A 3,477-nucleotide genomic window follows, 5' to 3' on the forward strand; every position below is an offset into this window, starting at 1 on the left:
TGGCGCTAAAACTGTAAAGTTAATCTTGCTATCCTAGACAGGATGTTCCTCATGACCGAAAAAGATGCCAAAAGCCAAGCACTCAGAGTACGGAGAAATCAAGAAGGACGCGCACTTCTCTCTGACTCCTACAAGCATCGAGGGTTTGGACAAGATGGCGCGGTACAGGAAAATCTCTCGGTCAGAACTGGTGGAGAAAATCGGTCGTGGTCTGATTCCAGTTGCAGCCCCAGAGGAACAGCGTTTGGGGGAATCTTACGCCAACTGATTGAGGAAGCAGACGAGCAGTTGGCTTATTACGAGTTGCAAATCAAAAAGGTGAAACAAAGGCGCGAACAGTTGCTGAAGTTGTACGAGGAGCAGCAACAAGAAGCTAGTGAGGACGACGGCGAACCAGGAGAAACTGATTAGTAACTTATTTGACCCTTCTTCTCACGGAGAGAGCTGAAATGTACTATGCTTCTGAAACCTGCTCCCGGCAGGTTTTGTTTTTTGTAGCTGCGGTTTCAACCGCCCAGCTTCTGTGCAACCCTAGCAGATATAGCAAGAGTTAATAGCCCATTCTCATTCTTCTAGCAAGCGATCTCTTCTGTTCTTTCTCGTCCCGCTCAGCTCGATCTAGGGCAGCTTTTTTCGTCTGAAAAATTTCTAGCAGGCTTACCAGGTCTTCTCGGTGTATCCCCACCCTAACACTGATATCCTCAATCGCCGCCCAGTCCTCTCGTGATTTGGGGGCTGGAAAATCCCTCAGCTTGTTGTAAAAGACTCTGGTAGAGCAGCCCAAAATCCGAATCACTCTCTTTTCTGTAAGCAAGTCCACTATTTCTTGAAAAGTCATTTACTCATGAGCCGTCTTAAGGTTTTCCATATCTGGCATAGACCTGTTGAGGAGTCGCTGGCATCACGTTACAGTACTCTTCGCTGCCATTGATCTGGCCTGTAGGGGCTTCGTACCCACAGACAAACTCGGCTGTGCCGTCACTAAAAATATAAGCCCCACTGTAATAGCCATCTTTGTCAGGATTTCCAAAGATTTCTTTGATAATTTTGGTTTGGCTTTTCATTGAAAATCCTATTCTCCTGCTGCATATTGGCGAAAAAGTGGGTGCCAAGAAAAGAATCCGCTTGTCGGTTGGGCTATCAATTCTTGTCAATCGTTGTCGCTGTTTATCTATTAATTCTATTTGACAATTTCTTGCCTTAACAATCTGGGACTTAAAAGTATTTATTTACTCTCTAAACTTAACATATAAAACCATAAATTAATTTTTCTCTTTTTTCGTATTAATTGGCAAATTCTACACGAGATAAAATTTAAGCCTTTAATACTGCTAAATAAACCTCGGATGAATGGCACACCCAAAACAAAGGAATCGGTAAAGGAAGAGGAGAGGATGCCGTGATGCGTACTTGACAAGCGTCAGAGATGGCGGGGATTAGAGCGATTCTGGTTCACGCCCTGGATAAAGAGGCAAAACAATTCTATATGGAGCACTGTGGCTTTTCCCCCTCTCCCGTTCATCCCTTGACTCTCATGGTGCTGAGATAAGGATGTGAGAAAGAGGATTGGATGCGTGGGGTCAATCGATGCCTTGTTCAAACTTAGTCAATTGGCTGAATTGGGTTTGAAATCAGGGCACATTGTTCCAGTAGAGATAGGTCAAGTTCTGGCAAAAACTCACTCAACGCAATTTCTAGCACTTCATCCCAGTAGGTGATGCAGTAATGGCTGTGATCAATCTCACAGGTTTTTGCGAATTAGCTCACATTTTTATCCTAATCTTTGTCACATATATTGAATTTCTTTGTGTTAACTCATTCTATGTTTTCAGCTTTTCTTGGTAAGAAATCCTCCATTTCATCTCCTATTTCCTTCAAAAAAGAAGAGTACCCTCATCGGGTAATGTAAATCTTTTACTACTTTTACAGAATAGACATATTCCAAGACGAGGAAAAAACAAAGAACATGAGTGGATTTTCTATCATAGTTAAAGCTGGCCCAGACGCCGCAAGTTCCAGTGTGAGCGCTTATGGAAGCGTCCAACACATCATCACCGACGAGGAACGCAATGCCTTCGGAATTACAGATGGACCCCTGAAGAATGCTGTCGGGAAGTATTTCGGCAAAAATCCGGACGACGCTTACCTGCACAGCGACACCCCCTGGGGCGACCTCTATAGAACCTACGGTTGGCCGCAGGTTCAGACCGTGCTAGTGCTGGAAAGCGCAACCATCACGGGAATCACAGCGACCCCTGAAATCATTGCCCGCAACGACTTTAAGAACCAAAGCAGCGTTGCGGGGAATTTCAACGCTAGTGTCAGCACCCAGATCTCCAATACCGAATCGAGCAATTGGTCTCAAACGAGTACCATAAGCTTCAAAGAAACCGTTAGTTTCAATGTAGGGTTCGAGGGGCTTGGTCAAGCCGGTAGCTCAGTCGAGTGGGGCTTCAGCGAGAGTTTTGGGGTGGGCGGTTCGCAAAGTAAGACGGTCACGGTCGGTTCCACGCAGGGTGTCACAGTCCTACTTCAGCCCGGCCAATCGGTAGAGGCACAGCTCAGCTCGATCCGAGGCACGATGAAGATCCGGGTGGTATATAGGGCGTATCTGATCGGCGATACGGCCATTAACTACGGGGGGACGTACAAGGGCCACCACTTCTGGGCCCTACCGATTGACGGCGTTATGGCTGCGGCAGGTATTTCCAACTCCATAACCATCACGCAGGATATCCAGATTGGGTACTACTGCAATGCCAGTGTGCTCCTGGTGAATCCGCAAGGCGTCAAGGTGGAGGCGCTCCGGGCGGTCGCTGCCCACGCCTAAGCTCCCAGTTTTCTGAGTACAGCGCGGTGTACCGTGTCAAGCCTCTACTAGCTACATCCTAGTAGGGGCTTGTTCTCGTGAGTGCCCTTCCTCCCACTCAAATCGCTTCAGACCAAATTCAGGATGTTTCCCCCTGCCCTGCCCTCGTCTTGACGTTCTCCCCGGCGTGAACTGAACTTTTCTGAATTTTCTCCCCAATTTAACTCCTGAAGTTTACTCATAATTTCTATATTGGCAAGCCCTTTCAAGCTTTCTATAGTAGTTACATCAAGCAAGCAAGCGACGAAAAAACACCTCGCTTCTCCCCTTAATCAACTTAGTAAAAAAGGCTTCCATCATGTCTTACGAAATTACCGAAACCGCTAACAATACCGACCTAGAATTGTCTGATTTGGAGTTAGAGGCAGTAGCTGGAGGTTGCGGCGACTACCACCACGAACACCGCAAACATCACCACAAAAAGCATCACGAGTGCCACGAACATTACGAATCTCACAAGTCTTACGACTCCGATTGCAGCAGCAGCAGCTACAGCTCGTAAAACTCCTCCGAAAAACTTCCTTGGTCAGCCCCTCGCTTTTTCCCTGAATCCACCTAGTAAAAAAGGCTTCCATCATGTCTTACGAAATTACCGAAACCGCTAACAA

General features: G+C 46.7%; 5 protein-coding genes. 3 read left to right on the forward strand and 2 right to left on the reverse strand.

What is annotated here, in order from left to right; translation table 11 throughout:
* The first annotated feature begins 51 nt into the window (after window positions 1-51).
* Window positions 52-411, forward strand: coding sequence for a hypothetical protein (locus V6C93_RS04240; protein ID WP_333475403.1), 360 nt, complete (start codon window positions 52-54; stop codon window positions 409-411).
* A gap of 139 nt (window positions 412-550) precedes the next feature.
* Here V6C93_RS04240 and V6C93_RS04245 read toward each other — a convergent pair whose 3' ends face one another.
* Together V6C93_RS04245 and V6C93_RS04250 are read right to left on the reverse strand one after the other, a co-directional pair.
* Window positions 551-838 carry a hypothetical protein gene (locus V6C93_RS04245; protein ID WP_333475404.1) on the reverse strand — a complete coding sequence of 96 codons (288 nt, stop codon included), beginning with the start codon at window positions 836-838 and terminating at the stop codon, window positions 551-553.
* A 16-nt stretch (window positions 839-854) separates the two neighbouring features.
* Window positions 855-1,064: a hypothetical protein gene (locus V6C93_RS04250; RefSeq protein WP_333475405.1), complete on the reverse strand. Its 210-nt coding sequence runs from the start codon at window positions 1,062-1,064 to the stop codon at window positions 855-857.
* A 902-nt stretch (window positions 1,065-1,966) separates the two neighbouring features.
* Here V6C93_RS04250 and V6C93_RS04255 point away from each other — a divergent pair.
* Window positions 1,967-2,830: a hypothetical protein gene (locus V6C93_RS04255; RefSeq protein ID WP_333475406.1), complete on the forward strand. Its 864-nt coding sequence runs from the start codon at window positions 1,967-1,969 to the stop codon at window positions 2,828-2,830.
* A 337-nt stretch (window positions 2,831-3,167) separates the two neighbouring features.
* Window positions 3,168-3,371 (forward strand): hypothetical protein, encoded by a 204-nt coding sequence (locus V6C93_RS04260; protein WP_333475407.1) that lies wholly within the window; start codon window positions 3,168-3,170, stop codon window positions 3,369-3,371.
* The last annotated feature ends 106 nt before the right edge of the window (window positions 3,372-3,477 follow it).

The organism is Allocoleopsis sp., assembly GCF_036703385.1.
Taxonomy (GTDB): domain Bacteria; phylum Cyanobacteriota; class Cyanobacteriia; order Cyanobacteriales; family Coleofasciculaceae; genus Allocoleopsis.

Bases quoted from the DNA above. Each gene is read 5' to 3' on its own strand.
- V6C93_RS04260 (WP_333475407.1), top strand. From the start codon at position 3,168: ATGTCTTACGAAATTACCGAAACCGCTAACAATACCGACCTAGAATTG.
- V6C93_RS04250 (WP_333475405.1), bottom strand. From the start codon at position 1,064: ATGAAAAGCCAAACCAAAATTATCAAAGAAATCTTTGGAAATCCTGAC.
- V6C93_RS04240 (WP_333475403.1), top strand. From the start codon at position 52: ATGACCGAAAAAGATGCCAAAAGCCAAGCACTCAGAGTACGGAGAAAT.
- V6C93_RS04245 (WP_333475404.1), bottom strand. From the start codon at position 838: ATGACTTTTCAAGAAATAGTGGACTTGCTTACAGAAAAGAGAGTGATT.
- V6C93_RS04255 (WP_333475406.1), top strand. From the start codon at position 1,967: ATGAGTGGATTTTCTATCATAGTTAAAGCTGGCCCAGACGCCGCAAGT.